The organism is Variovorax paradoxus (genome assembly GCF_022009635.1).
Classification (GTDB): Bacteria; Pseudomonadota; Gammaproteobacteria; order Burkholderiales; family Burkholderiaceae_C; genus Variovorax.
Genome location: NZ_CP091716.1, coordinates 1006856 through 1020279, shown reverse-complemented (window position 1 = coordinate 1020279; position 13424 = coordinate 1006856). Strand labels below are relative to the sequence as shown.

Sequence of the window (13424 nt, the reverse complement as noted above, 5' to 3'; positions counted from 1 at the left end):
TGGGTTCCGTTGATGTGGGGCCGCTATTTTGCCGCCGCCCGCCGCCGCCGCAAGCCGGCCCCCACAATCATTCGTAGATTTCGGCGTCCGGGTTGGTGGCTTCCATCTCGTAGCTGGCGGCCACCATGGCCAGCCGGCCGACCACGCCGTACATGTAGAAGCGGTTCGGCGCGCTGGCACCGGGCTTGGCGCCCGGCTGCGGCAGGTGCGCGCTTTCGGAGAAAGCCAGCGGCACGAAGCTCGCGCCCGGCAGCTTCAGGTTCTCGTCGGGCGCCTGCTCGGCATGCACGCGGTAGAAGCCGCCGACCACGTAGCGGTCCATCATGTAGACGACCGGTTCGGCCACGCCGTTGTGCACGCGCTCGTTGGTAAGCACGCCTTCCTGGACGATCAGCTCGGTGGGTTCGCGCAGGTCGCGCAACTCGCGCGCCTCGCGGCTGTTGGCAGCCTTGGCGGCAGAGGCGCCGCGCTGCTTGCCGATCAGCGCCTCGACGTCTTTCACGTCGCGCACCGTCACCACGCCCGGGCTGCCGCTGTCGCTGTGGCCGCCCTTGACGACCACGAACGGCTTCTCGTTGATGCCGTATTCCTTGTACTTGCGGCGCACCTTGGTCAGCACCGCGTCCACGTGGCTGGTCAGCACGTCGATGCCGCGGCCCTCTGCCACGTCGACGCCCTCGGCACGCGCATAGATCGGGTTGATGAGCCAGGGGTCGATGCCCAGCAGCTTGCCGAAGCGCTTGGACAGCTCTTCATAGCTGTGCAGGTGGTTGCTCTTGCGGCGCACCGACCAGCCCGCGTGCAGCGGGGGCAGCAGGTATTGCTCGTGCAGGTCTTCGAGGATGCCGGGCGTTCCCGCGGAAAGCTCGTTGTTGAGCAGAATTGTGCAGGGATCGAAGTTCTTCAGCCCCAGCCGGCGCTTGGTGCGAACCACCGGCTCCAGCGTGACGACGTCGCCGCCGGGCAACTCGATCTTCTTGGGCGACTTGATGGCCGGGTCGATCGACCCGATGCGCACGTTGAGCCCCGCCATATGGAAAATGCGCACCAGTTGCGCGACGTTGGCGAGGTAAAAGGTGTTTTTCGAGTGATTTTCCGGAATGACGAGCAGGTTGCGCGCCTCCGGGCAGATCTTCTCGATGGCTGCCTGCGCCGCCTGGACGGCCAGCGGCAGCATTTCCTTGGTGAGGTTGTTCCAGCCGCCGGGGAACAGGTTGGTGTCGACCGGCGCAAGCTTGAAACCGGCGTTGCGGATGTCCACGGCGCTGTAGAACGGCGGCGTGTGTTCCATCCATTCGAGCCTGAACCAGCGCTCGATGGCGGGCATCGAGTCCAGGACCCGCTGCTCCAGTTCGTTGATCGGGCCGGTCAGGGCGGTGACGAGATGCGGAACCATGCGGCGGCCTTGTTGGTTTTGTGCTTAAAGGTGGAGCGGAATTGTAGGATTTGGGGATGGCCGCCCCAATGACAAGACTGGAGAAAGCGGACTTGGTTCAGCCAATCCGCTCTCCACGGCTTCTCAACTCCGGACTTCGCCCTGCCCGAGCACAACGTACTTGAGCGAGGTCAGTCCTTCGATGCCGACCGGTCCGCGGGCATGGAACTTGTCGGTGCTGATGCCGATTTCGGCACCCAGCCCGAACTCGAACCCGTCCGCGAAGCGGGTGCTCGCATTGACCATGACGCTGGCCGAATCGACCTCGCGCAGGAAGCGCTGCGCATGCACATGGTCGCGCGTGACGATGGCGTCGGTGTGATGGCTCGAGTAGCGGTTGATGTGGGCGATGGCCTCGTCCACGCCGGCCACCACCTTGATGCTGATCACGGCGGCCAGGTATTCCTCGGACCAGTCGGACTCCACGGCATCGACCACCTTGGCCTGCGGGTCGATGGCGCCGTCGGCGCGCAGGATGCGGGCGGCTTCCGGGTCGCAGCGCATTTCCACGCCCTTGGCGGCGAAGATGGCGGCAATCTCGGGCAGGAAGTCTTCGGCGACCGTGGCCGACACCAGCAGGCCTTCGGCGGCGTTGCAGGGGCTGTACTTCTGGGTCTTGGCGTTGTCGACGATGCGCAGCGCCATGTCGAACTCCGCCGTGTCGTCCACGTACACGTGGCAATTGCCGTCCAGGTGCTTGATGACCGGCACCTTGGCATCGCGGCTGATGCGCTCGATCAGGCCCTTGCCGCCGCGCGGAATGATCACGTCCACGAACTCCGGCATGGCGATCAGCTGGCCGACGGCTTCGCGGTCGGTGGTCTGCACCAGCTGCACCGCATCGACCGGCAGGCCGGCCTCGGCCAGCGCCTCCGACACCAGCAGCGCCAGTGCCTTGTTCGATTCAATGGCTTCCGAGCCGCCGCGCAGGATGGCCGCGTTGCCGCTCTTGATGGCCAGGCTCGCGGCCTCGATGGTCACGTTGGGCCGGCTCTCGTAGATCATGCCGAAGACGCCGATCGGCACGCGCATCTGGCCCACGCGGATGCCGCTGGGCTGCTGCTTCATGCCGATGATCTCGCCGATCACGTCGGCCATGCCGGCGAGCTGCTCGCAGCCCAGGGCGACGGTCTCGATGACCTTGGGCGTGAGCTTGAGGCGGTCGACCATCGGCGCCGACAGGCCGGCGGCTGTGGCGCGCTCCAGGTCCTTCTGGTTGGCCGTGGCCAGCACCGGGCCGGCTTCGCGCAGACGCCGGGCCAGCGCCTTCAATGCTATGTTTTTGGTAGCTGCATCCGCACGGGCCATGAGGAATGCAGCGGCTTTGGCTTGCAGACCCAAGGTCTGCATGTGCTCGCTGACGTTGAACGCGTTCATGCACTCATTTTCCCATGCCGCCCCTCGACCAGGATACGGCGGGCCTTTTGATGGCCGAAGCCACCACGGATCAGGCGCGTCTTGGCGCGGCCGCCGCGCTGCTGCAGGCGCGGCACAGCATCAGCGCCAGCCGCTGCAACGCCTGCCAGCCGCTGGCGGGCCAGTCGGGCTGCTTCAGGCCCTTCACGATGCCGTCCACCACATGGGCGGCGCGCAGCAGGCGGGTCAGCATGCGGTCGTCCAGGCGCGGCAGCACACGCTCGAAGGCACGCTCGCGCGGGCCCCAGATGCGGTTTTCGCGCAGCGCCATCGGCAGCGGACGGCCCGAGGCCATCGCGTCCTTCACGCGCTTGAGTGCGCGGATGTCCTCGGCAATCGTGTAATGCACCAGCACTTCGGCCTCGCCCTCGGCCTGCAGGCCGTCGAGCATGCGCGCCACCCGCTGCGGATTGCCGGCCAACACGGCCTCTGAAAGCTTGAACACGTCGTAGCGCGCCACGTTGTTGACCGCGCCTTCCACCTGCTCCCAGCTGAGTTCGCCCGCCGGATGCAGCAGCGCGAGCTTCTGGATTTCCTGGTGCGCCGCGAGCAGGTTGCCTTCGACGCGGTCGGCAAAGAACTGCAGCGTGCGCTGGCCTTCGTCGCCCGGCATCACGCGCTGGCCCTGCTGGCCCAGGCGCTGGGCGATCCACTGCGGCAGCGCATTGCGCTCGATCGGGTCGACCTGGATGCTCGCGCCATTGTTCTCCAGCGCCGAGAACCAGGCGCCGGTGCGCGTGGCCTTGTCCAGCCGGGGCAGCATCACCAGCGTGAGCGTGCTGTCGTTGCCGGGTGCCGATTCGGCCAGCTGCTGCAGCGCCGCGCTGCCGTCCTTGCCGGGCTTGCCCGAGGGAATGCGGATCTCCACGATCTGCTTGTCGGCGAACAGCGAAAGCGAGCCGCCAGCCGCGAGCACCGCGCTCCAGTCGAAATGCGCGCCGGCCACCGTGTACGAGCTGCGCTCGGTGTAGCCCTGCGCGCGCGCGGCCGTGCGAATGGCGTCGGCCGCTTCCTGCGCGAGCAGCGGCTCGTCGCCGTGGATCGTGTAGAGCGGCTTCAGGCCCTTCTGCAGATGGGCCCCGAGCGAGGCGCTGGCGAGTTGCATCGACGGATTACAGCGACTTGACCGCGGCGATACGGCGCATCAACTGCTGCGCGATGTCCGACTGCATGTCGCGGAACAGCAGGTCGGCTTCGCCTTCCTTGGCGAGCGCGTTGGTTTCGTTGAAGCTCAGGTCGCGCGTCTGCGAGACCTCGGAGGCGGGCAGCAGGTCCTTGCCGCCCGGCGTACGCAGCCGGAAGCGGATGCGCAGCTGCAGCTGAAGCTCGCGCACCAGGCCCGCCGAATTGGTCGAGATCACGATGCGGTTGCGGTCTTCGCCCAGGATTTCGAGGATCACGTCGGCCTTGGACGCGTCTTCCGCCGGCAGCACGGTCACGGAGCCGGTCGCCCGCAGCTCGCGCCGGATCTGGTTGATCATGGCCGACTTGAGAAGGGCCTCGGACCCTTCCACCGACAGTGACTTGAACGCAAAGACCGGCGCCTTGCGCAGCTCGAAGCCGCACCCGGCCAGGCCCAGCGAGGCACCGGCCACCGCCAGTCCGAGGAGAAGGCCGCGGCGCGGCAGCGAGACATTGCGATTGTTCATGCTTGAGTCGTTCGTTCAGAGAACCACGTTGACCAGACGGCCGGGAACCACGATCACGCGCTTGGGCTGCGCGCCTTCCGCGAAGGCGACGAAATCGTCGCAGGCCAGCGCGAGCTTCTCGATCTCGTCCTTCGAGGCACCGGCCGGCACGCTGAGCTTGCCGCGCAGCTTGCCGTTGACCTGCAGCATGAGTTCGATCTCGTCCTGCACCAGCGCACCGACGTCGACCGTGGGCCACGGGGCGTCGAGCAGCCCGCCCAGGTCCTTGTCGTAGCCGAGTTCGTTCCACAGTTGCTGCGCGATGTGCGGCGTGGCCGGGTACAGGCAGCGCAGCAGGATGCCGAAGCCCTCGCGCACCGCGGCGGCGTCGCCCGCGCTGCCGTCGGGCTTGAAGCCTTCCAGCGCGTTGAGCAGTTTCATCGCGCCCGACACCACGGTGTTGTATTGCATGCGCTGGTAGTCGTAGTCGACCTGGCGCAGCACGGTGTGCACCTCGCGACGCAGCGCCTGGGCGCCCTTGCCGAAGGCCTGGCCGGCGGCCGCCACCGGTGCCACGTCCGCCTGCGCGGCACCAAAGTTCCACACCCGGCGCAGGAAGCGGTAGCTGCCCTCGACGGCCGCGTCGTTCCACTCGAGCGTGGCCTCGGGCGGCGCGGTGAACATGGTGTACAGGCGCGCGGTGTCGGCGCCGTACTTCTCGATCAGGTCCTGCGGGTCGACGCCGTTGCGCTCGCTCTTGCCCATCTTGCCGACGCCGCCGTACTCGACCTTCGTGCCGTCGGCGGTGGTGCCGCCGACGATGCGGCCCTGCGCGTCGAGCACGGTCGTGACCTCGGTGGGCGGGAAGTAGTCCTTGCCGCCCTTCTCGTTGCGCTTGTAGAAGATGTGGTTGAGCACCATGCCCTGCGTCAGCAGCTTGCTGAAGGGCTCGTCGGCCTTCAGCAGGCCGAGGTCGCGCATCACCTTGGTCCAGAAGCGCGCGTACAGCAGGTGAAGAATGGCGTGCTCGATGCCGCCGATGTACTGGTCCATCGGCATCCAGTAGTCGGCGCCGCCGGCCACCATGGCCTCGTCGTTCTTCGGGTCGCAGTACCGCATGAAGTACCACGAGCTGTCCACGAAGGTGTCCATGGTGTCGGTCTCGCGCCGCGCGGGCTTGCCGCAGACCGGGCAGACCACGCCGGCGTGGAAGCCTTCGTGCTTGTGCAGCGGGTTGCCCGAGCCGTCCGGCACGCAGTCGGTCGGCAGCACCACGGGCAGGTCCTTCTCGGGGACCGGCACCGCGCCGTGCTCTTCGCAGTGGATGATCGGGATCGGCGTGCCCCAGTAGCGCTGGCGGCTCACGCCCCAGTCACGCAGGCGCCAGGTGGTCTGCAGCTCGCCCAGGCCCTTCTGGCCCAGCGCATGCGCCACGGCGGCCACGGCCTCCTTGTAGGTCATGCCGCTGAAGTTGTCGGAGTTGATGGTCACGCCGCGCTGCTTGTCACCGTACCAGTCCTGCCACTTGTGATAGTCGAAGTGCGGCTCGTCGTCGACCAGCACCACCTGGATGATCTCGATGCCGTACTTGTTGGCGAAGGCGAAGTCGCGCTCGTCGTGCGCGGGCACGCCCATCACGGCGCCGTCGCCGTAGCCGATCAGCACGTAGTTGCCGACCCACACCGGCACCTGCTCGTCGGTGATCGGGTGCGTTACCGTGAGGCCCGTGGGCACACCCTTCTTCTCCTGGGTGGCCAGCTCGGCCTCGGTGGTGCCGCCGTTCTTGCACTCTTCGATGAAGGCAGCGACCTTGGGGTCGAGCGTGGCGGCGTGCGCGGCCAGCGGATGCTCGGGGGCCACGGCGCAGAAGGTCACGCCCATGATGGTGTCGGCGCGCGTGGTGAACACGTACATGCGGCCGTCCTGGATCGGCTTGCCGCTGGCGTCTTTGATGTCATGCGTGAAAGCGAAGCGCAGGCCCTCGCTCTTGCCGATCCAGTTCTCCTGCATCAGCTTGACGCGCTCGGGCCAGCCCGGCAGCTTGTGCTGGGTGTGCTCGAGCAGTTCTTCGGCGTAGTCGCTGATCTTCAGGTAGTAGCCGGGGATCTCGCGGCGCTCGACCGTGGCGCCGGTACGCCAGCCCTTGCCGTCGATCACCTGCTCGTTGGCCAGCACGGTCTGGTCGACCGGGTCCCAGTTCACGACCTGGGTCTTGCGGTAGGCAATGCCCTTTTCGAGCATCTTCAGGAACAGCCACTGGTTCCACTTGTAGTAGCTGGGGTCGCAGGTGGCGATCTCGCGGCTCCAGTCGATGGCCAGGCCCATGGCCTGGAGCTGGCCCTTCATGTAGGCGATGTTCTCGTAGGTCCACTTGGCCGGCGGCACGCCGTTCTTCAGCGCCGCGTTCTCGGCCGGCAGGCCGAAGGCGTCCCAGCCCATGGGCATCAGCACGTTGTAGCCGCTCATGCGCAGGTAGCGCGTGAGCATGTCGTTGATCGTGTAGTTGCGCACGTGGCCCATGTGCAGCTTGCCGCTGGGATACGGCAGCATCGAGCAGGCGTAGTACTTCTTGCGGCTCGCGTCCTCGGTGACGCGGTAGGCATCGGCGGCGCTCCATTGCGCCTGGGCAGCGGACTCGACGTCGCTGGGTTTGTAGCTGGGATTCATGGCGGTTCGGCAAGAGCCCGGCTCGGAGCGGCCGGGAACGCGGGATTATCGCGCCCGGGCGAAAGCCCCGGCCCGCGGACTCTAGACTTGGGGCACGTAACCTGCGTGTTGCGCGGGTAACGCCCGCTTTCGAACCGCCCGGAGCACCATGAAATTGCGCCTGAAACACCTCGCCCTGGCCCTCGCGGCCGCCGCCGGACTCGCCACCACGCCGCTGTGGGCACAGCACAACGACAAGCCCCTGCGCCTCGTCGTGCCCTTCGCCACCGGCGGCGCGCAGGACGTGATCGCCCGCTACCTGGGCGCCAAGCTCACCGACAAGCTGGGCCAGCCGGTCATCATCGACAACAAGGCCGGCGCCGGCGGCATCGTGGCCGCCGACGCGGTGGCCAAGGCGACCGACGGCGCCACGGTGCTGCTGGCCACGGGCGGCGCGGTCACCATCGCGCCCCATCTGCAGGCCAGGCTGCCCTACGACCCGGTGCACGAGCTGGTGCCGGTGGCGCTGGTGGCCGACACGCCCATGACGCTGTCGGTGCGCACCGAAAGCCCCTACAAGACCGTGGCCGATGTGCTCCGCGACGCCAAGGCCCGGCCCGGCCTGGTGACCTACGCCTCGACCGGCAACGGCACCGTTTCGCACCTGACCGGGGCGCTGCTGGCCCAGGCGAGCGGCGTGAACCTGCTGCATGTGCCCTACCGGGGCGCGGCGCCCGCCATGACCGACCTGCTGGGCGGACAGGTGGCGACCATCGTGACCAGCGTGGCCTCCATCGAGCCCATGGTCGCCAGCGGCAAGGCGCGCGTGCTGGGCACCTTCTCTCGCGTGTCCCTGCCCAGCATGGGCTCGGCGCCCACCATTGGCGAGGCCACCGGTCTGCCGGGCATGGAAGTGCCGGTCTGGGTCGGCGTGATGGCGCCGGCGCGGATGCCGGCGGCGGCCATCGAAAAGCTGTCGGCGGCGCTGGTGGAGGTGTGCAACCTGCCTGAGACAAAGCAGCGCTTCGCCCAGCTGGGCGCGGTCAACACCTGCGGCGGCCCAGCCGCATTGGGCAAGGTCGTCGCGGAAGACAGCCAGCGCTGGGCCAAGGTCATCAAGCAAGGCGGGATCAAGGTTGAATAAATCGGCATACCGCGTCGGCATCGCCGGCACCGGGGCGATCGCGCTGGCCAGCGCGGCCTGGCTGCGGCAGGCAGGGCACGGTGTCACCGTGTGGTCCCCGGGCGGCCAGGGCGCCCAGGCCCTGCGAACGCAGGCGCTGGAGGCCGGCGGCATCCAGTCGTTTTCGGTGAACGTCGAGGTTGCCGACGACCCGGCCGGCCTTTGCGCGGCGTCGGATGTGCTACTGCTCGCCCTGCCCGTCAACGGCCACAGGCGGGTGATGGACGCGCTGCTGCCCTTCCTGCGCGACGGCCAGACCGTGATCGTGAGTTCGATGGCCTCGCTGTCCTCGCTCTATCTTCATGAAGCTGCCCACCGCGCCGGCCGGCAGATCACCGTGGCCAGTTTCGGCACCACCGTGCTGACGGCGCGCCGGGAGTCCGGAACGCAGGTCCGGGTGATGACGCGGCGCAAGGCGGTGGGCGTGTCCGCCCTGCCCGGCGCTAGGGTCGGCGAAGCCGTTGCGCTGTGCGCCGAGCTTTTCGGCGACGGCTTCTTCCCGCAGGAAAGCGCGCTCGCCAGCGCCCTGGCCAACGTCAACCCGCAGTCCCACGGGCCGCTCGCGGTCTTCAACTGGACGCGCATCGAGCGCGCCGAGAACTGGCCGCAGTACCACTGCATGACGCCGGGCGTGTCGCGCGCCATCGAGGCGCTGGACCGGGAGCGCCGCGCCGTGGCGAAAGCTTTCGGCATAGAGGTCGGCCCCATCGAGGCGCATTTCGCGCGCTCCTTCGGCACCACGGCGGAAAAGCTCGAGGACATTGCCGCCGAACTGCACGCCAAGCGCGGCGGCCCGCCGGGGCCCACGCAGGTCGACACCCGCTATGTGAGCGAAGACATGCCCTACGGCCTGGCTTTCGTCGAAGCGCTGGGCGCCATCGCCGGCGTGCCGACGCCCGCGACCCGCACCATCGTGGACGCGGCCTCGCTGGTCAACGGCATCGATTACCGCCGCGAGAACGACCTGCTCGAACCGCTGGGCCTGGCCCGCGAGAGCGTCGCGGGTTTGCTCGCGCGCCTGTGAAGGCGGCGGCCGGAGGCCGCGTACCGACGCCGCCGCGGCGCGTATCACTGGCCCGGATCTCGCATGCCACAATGATTTTCCGACCACAGGGACCGGCATGGGCAGCAGCAACAATGGCAGCAGCAACAGCGAATGGTGGCGCGGCGCGGTGATCTACCAGATCTACCCGCGCAGCTTCAGCGACAGCAACGGCGACGGCATCGGCGACCTGCCCGGCATCACGGCCCGGCTCGAGCACGTGGCGGCGCTCGGCGTCGATGCGGTCTGGGTCTCGCCCTTCTTCCGCTCGCCGATGAAGGACTTCGGCTACGACGTGTCCGACTACCGCGCGGTCGATCCGCTGTTCGGCACGCTGGCCGACTTCGACGCCATGCTCGCGCGCATGCATGCGCTGGGCCTGAAGCTCATCATTGACCAGGTGCTCTCGCACACCTCCGACCGGCACGCCTGGTTCGCCGAAAGCCGCAGCTCGCGCGACAACCCCAAGGCCGACTGGTACGTGTGGGCCGACCCCAGGCCCGACGGCACGCCGCCCACCAACTGGCTGTCGGTGTTCGGCGGCTCGGCCTGGCAATGGGACTCGCGGCGGCGGCAGTACTACCTGCACAGCTTCCTCGCCGAGCAGCCCGACCTGAACTTCCATTGCGCCGAGGTGCAGGAAGCCTTGCTGGGCGAGGTGCGCTTCTGGTGCGAGCGCGGCGTCGACGGCTTCCGCTTCGACGCCTGCAACCACCAGTTCCACGACGCGCTGCTGCGCGACAACCCGCCGGCCTCGCTCGCGTCGATCGACGAAGTGAGCACGGTGCGCGCCGACAACCCGTATGCGATGCAGCAGCATCTTTACGACAAGAGCCAGCACGAGAACCTGGCTTTTCTCGAGAGCCTGCGCCGGCTGCTCGACGGCTACGGCGCGGTGGCGCTGGGCGAGGTCGGCGACGAGAACGCGCCGCCCGTCATGGCGCAATACACCGAGAGCGGCAAGCGCCTGCACCTGGCCTACAGCTTCAGCCTGCTCACGGCCGACCACAGCCCGGCGCACCTGCGCCACCAGGTCGAGGCGCTCGACGGCGCGCTGGCGCCCACCGGCGGCTGGGGCTGCTGGGCGGTGTCGAACCACGACGTGCCGCGCGTCGCCACGCGCTGGAGCAACGGCGCACCCGCCGACACGCGCCGCGACCGCCTCTGGCTGATGCTGCTGCTCACGCTGCGCGGCAGCGCCAGCATCTACCAGGGCGAGGAACTCGGCCTGCCCGAAGCCGAGGTGCCGTTCGAGCTGCTGCAGGACCCCTATGGCCGCGCGTTCTGGCCCGAGTTCAAGGGCCGCGACGGCTGCCGCACGCCGATGCCCTGGACCGCCGACGCCCCGCACGGCGGCTTCACCACCGGCACGCCCTGGCTGCCGGTGTACGGCCCGCACCTGCCGCTGGCCGTTGCGCGGCAAGCCGAAGACCCGGACTCGATGCTCGCCTTCAGCCGCGCCCTGCTGCGCTGGCGCCGCGCGCAGCCGCTGCTGCGCACCGGTGGCATCGCCTTCATCGACGCGCCCGAGCCCCTGCTGCATTTCGAGCGACGCGACGGGAACCAATCGCTGCACGCGGTCTTCAACCTGGGAAGCGCGCCGGTGTCGATGCCCTTGCCCGAACGATGGCGGTCATTGCAGCCTCTCGTCGGACAACCGCTCGCGCCGACTGCCGTCGTGCAGACAGTGAACGATGAGCGCATGCTGGTGCTGGCGCCTTACGGCGTCTTCATCGGCATGCTTGCCGACGAAGAAGGAACGAGCTGACCGCCATGCCCCTGAAGCCGTTGTCCGAATCCGAAATCCGCGCGCTCATGCGCGCCGAACACGGCGACCCCTTCGCCGTGCTGGGTCCGCACGAGACTGCCGAGGGCCTGGAAGTGCGCGCGCTGCTGCCGGGCGCGCAGCGCGTGGCGGTGGTGCATTCGCGCACCGGCTGGCCGCTGTCGATCCTCTCGCGGCTCGGCGAGTCGGACATCTTCAGCGGCCTGGTGCCGGCGGCCGAGGCCCGCATGGGCTATTCGTTCCAGATCGACTGGGACGCCCACACCTCGCGGCTCGAGGACCCCTACCGCTTTCCGTTCGTGCTGGGAGACACCGACGTCTGGCTGCTGGCCGAGGGCACGCACCTGCGGCCCTGGGAGCGGCTGGGCGCCCACCTGCGCGAGATGAACGGCGTCAAGGGCGTGGCCTTCGCGGTGTGGGCGCCGAATGCGCGGCGCGTGTCGGTGGTCGGCAACTTCAACAACTGGGACGGCCGGCGCCACATGATGCGGCTGCGCCGCGAGTGCGGCGTGTGGGAGATCTTCGCGCCGCACGTGGCGGTGGGCGATGCCTACGAGTTCGAGATTCTGTCGGCGCACGGCGAAGTGCTGCGCAAGGCCGACCCGTTTGCCTTCTCGGCGCAGCTGCGCCCCGACACCGCTTGCGTGGTGCAGCCGCTGCCGGCCGCCGTGAAGATGCCCGAGGGCCGCGCCGAGGCCAACGGGCGCCACGCGCCGGTCAGCATCTACGAAGTGCACCTGGGCTCATGGCGCCGCAAGAACAACGGCCACGAGTGGCTCGACTACCGCGAGTTGGCCGACACCCTGGTGCCCTATGCGCGCGACATGGGCTTCACGCACATCGAGCTGCTGCCCATCAGCGAGCATCCGTTCGACGGCTCCTGGGGCTACCAGCCGATCGGGCTTTACGCGCCCACCTCGCGCTTCGGCACGCCGGGCGACTTCCGGCATTTCGTGGAGGCCGCGCACGCGGCGGGGCTGGGCGTGATCCTGGACTGGGTGCCCGCGCACTTTCCGACCGACGCGCACGGCCTCGGCCGCTTCGACGGCACCGCGCTCTATGAGTACGCCGACCCGCGCGAGGGCTTCCACAACGACTGGCAGACGCTGATCTTCAACTACGCGCGCACCGAGGTGCGCAACTACCTCGTCGGCAACGCGCTCTACTGGCTGGAGCGCTACGGCGTGGACGGCCTGCGCGTGGACGCGGTGGCCTCGATGCTCTACCGCGACTACAGCCGCAAGCCGGGCGAGTGGGTACCCAACTCGCTCGGCGGGCGGGAGAACCTCGAAGCGATCGACTTCTTGCGGCGCATGAACCGCGTGGTGGGCGTCGAGCGGCCCGGCGCGGTGACGCTGGCCGAGGAATCGACCAGTTTCCCCGGCGTGACACGCCCGCCTGAAGACGGCGGCCTAGGCTTTCATTACAAGTGGAACATGGGCTGGATGAACGACACCCTGGCCTATGCCGGCACCGACCCGGTCTACCGCAAGCACCACCACCAGAAGATCACCTTCGGCCTGATGTACGCGCACAGCGAGAACTTCGTGCTGCCGCTGTCGCACGACGAGGTGGTGCACGGCAAGGGCTCGCTGATCGGGCGCATGCCGGGCGACGAATGGCAGAAGTTTGCCGGGCTGCGCAACCTGTATGGCTATCTGTGGGCGTATCCGGGAAAGAAGTTGTTGTTCATGGGGGGCGAGTTCGCGCAGTACGCAGAGTGGAACGCGGACCGCAGCCTGGACTGGCATCTGCTGGAGCATGCGGCGCATCAAGGCGTGCGGAGGCTGGTGCGCGACCTGAACAACGTGTACCGGCACTTTCCGGCGCTGCATGAGCTCGACCATGACGGGGACGGGTTCGAGTGGATCGTGCATGACGATTCGGATCAGTCGGTTTTTGCTTTTGTCCGACGTTCGCGTGACGGGGCGTTTGTTGTCGCTGTCTGCAACTTCACGCCTGTGCCTCGGCATGGGTACCGGCTGGGGGTTCCCTGTGCTGGTTCTTATCGGGAGATCATCAATACGGATGGGGTTGTTTATGGGGGGAGCGGGGTTGGCAACGGCGTTGTCGAAAGCTCGGCTGTTGCTTGGCATGGGAAGGCGGACTCCTTGTCTGTCAGCTTGCCGCCTTTGGCTACTTTGATGTGGGTGTTGGTTTGATGTTTTTGGGTGTTTCTTTCCCGGGGCCGGGTCTCGGCCCGGCGGCCGACCTACTTTTCTTTGCTTCGCCAAAGAAACGTAGGCAAAAGAAAGGCGACCCTGCTGTCTGCGTCCCTTCGCTTCGCT

9 protein-coding genes are annotated in these 13424 nt (G+C 67.9%); 4 read left to right on the top strand and 5 right to left on the bottom strand.

Annotation, left to right across the window (positions count from 1 at the left end; genetic code table 11):
• Window positions 1-67: 67 nt before the first annotated feature.
• The 5 genes from gshA to leuS form a co-directional block, all read right to left on the bottom strand.
• Window positions 68-1396, bottom strand: coding sequence for a glutamate--cysteine ligase (gene gshA, locus L3V85_RS04995; protein WP_237678303.1), 1329 nt, complete (start codon window positions 1394-1396; stop codon window positions 68-70).
• A 123-nt stretch (window positions 1397-1519) separates the two neighbouring features.
• Window positions 1520-2812, bottom strand: coding sequence for a glutamate-5-semialdehyde dehydrogenase (locus L3V85_RS04990; RefSeq protein ID WP_237678302.1), 1293 nt, complete (start codon window positions 2810-2812; stop codon window positions 1520-1522).
• A gap of 70 nt (window positions 2813-2882) precedes the next feature.
• Window positions 2883-3956, bottom strand: coding sequence for a DNA polymerase III subunit delta (gene holA / locus L3V85_RS04985; protein WP_237678301.1), 1074 nt, complete (start codon window positions 3954-3956; stop codon window positions 2883-2885).
• Window positions 3957-3963: 7 nt separating this feature from the next.
• Entirely contained in the window at window positions 3964-4500 is a 537-nt protein-coding gene (gene lptE / locus L3V85_RS04980; RefSeq protein WP_237678300.1) for an LPS assembly lipoprotein LptE, read from the bottom strand.
• Window positions 4501-4515: 15 nt separating this feature from the next.
• Window positions 4516-7146, bottom strand: a complete 2631-nt coding sequence (leuS, locus tag L3V85_RS04975; protein WP_237678299.1) for a leucine--tRNA ligase — start codon at window positions 7144-7146, stop codon at window positions 4516-4518.
• Between the two features lie 148 nt (window positions 7147-7294).
• Here leuS and L3V85_RS04970 point away from each other — a divergent pair, with 148 nt between their 5' ends.
• The 4 genes from L3V85_RS04970 to glgB all read left to right on the top strand — a co-directional run bounded on the left by L3V85_RS04970 (window position 7295) and on the right by glgB (window position 13298).
• The gene (locus L3V85_RS04970; protein WP_237678298.1) at window positions 7295-8269 is read left to right on the top strand and encodes a Bug family tripartite tricarboxylate transporter substrate binding protein; all 975 of its coding nucleotides are present in this window, start codon (window positions 7295-7297) and stop codon (window positions 8267-8269) included.
• Complete coding sequence (locus L3V85_RS04965) at window positions 8262-9332, top strand: NAD/NADP octopine/nopaline dehydrogenase family protein (protein ID WP_237678297.1); 1071 nt, start codon at window positions 8262-8264, stop codon at window positions 9330-9332. The genes L3V85_RS04970 and L3V85_RS04965 overlap by 8 nt, the downstream gene beginning before the upstream one ends.
• Before the next feature lie 97 nt (window positions 9333-9429).
• The gene (locus L3V85_RS04960; protein WP_237678296.1) at window positions 9430-11118 is read left to right on the top strand and encodes an alpha-glucosidase; all 1689 of its coding nucleotides are present in this window, start codon (window positions 9430-9432) and stop codon (window positions 11116-11118) included.
• A gap of 5 nt (window positions 11119-11123) precedes the next feature.
• Window positions 11124-13298, top strand: coding sequence for a 1,4-alpha-glucan branching protein GlgB (glgB, locus tag L3V85_RS04955; protein ID WP_237678295.1), 2175 nt, complete (start codon window positions 11124-11126; stop codon window positions 13296-13298).
• Window positions 13299-13424 lie beyond the last annotated feature (126 nt).